Origin of the sequence: Acidaminobacter sp. JC074 (genome assembly GCF_022496765.1) — a bacterium.
In the GTDB taxonomy this organism is placed as follows: domain Bacteria; phylum Bacillota; class Clostridia; order Peptostreptococcales; family Acidaminobacteraceae; genus JABXKX01.
This window is the reverse complement of sequence record NZ_VANV01000094.1, coordinates 1-658: the sequence shown is the minus strand read 5'-3', so window position 1 is coordinate 658 and position 658 is coordinate 1. Positions and strand designations below refer to the sequence as shown.

At 33.4% G+C, this 658-nt stretch carries 1 protein-coding gene; it reads right to left on the bottom strand.

The genetic code is table 11. The features are described from left to right. The coding region (locus EZV73_RS28350; RefSeq protein WP_240843935.1) for a DUF5011 domain-containing protein at positions 1–658 on the bottom strand (658 nt) is incomplete at both ends.

The window sequence follows — 658 nt, the reverse complement described above, 5'->3', positions numbered from 1 at the left end:
ATCAGCTGAATCCTTAAATTCTATGGTTCTTACAACTTGTGCTTCACTAGAAGTTTCACCTTTTACAACTGGTCTTAAGTTTGAATCTTTTGGTTCTAATACTGTTGTTGGTAAGTTTTCTAAATCACTTACAAACACGGTTAAATTCACGTTTTCAATTTCACTTACTAAGTCATCATTTGCTACTTTTAATGACTTGATAGCTGGATCAATTACTGTCACTAATCTTGTAACTGGATTAGCCTGTAACTTGACTTTAGAATCACCAGTATAAACATAAACTGAATCTTCATATGTGTAAGTGATATCAAATGAACCTGATACTTCTAATGACACAGTATCCACTGTAACAGCATTTTTTTCTACTGGATCATCGTGCTCTTTTGCCTTTGCACCTGGATCTGTATAGTTCCCAGAAGCTTTTTTAACTAACTCACTTGCCTGACCATTTAATGTGATGACCGGCTTGTTTCTTAATACATAGGTTACTGTATATGTTTCATAAACTTTATCAGCTGAATCCTTAAATTCTATGGTTCTTACAACTTGTGCTTCACTAGAAGTTTCACCTTTTACAACTGGTCTTAAGTTTGAATCTTTTGGTTCTAATACTGTTGTTGGTAAGTTTTCTAAATCACTTACAAACACGGTTAAATTC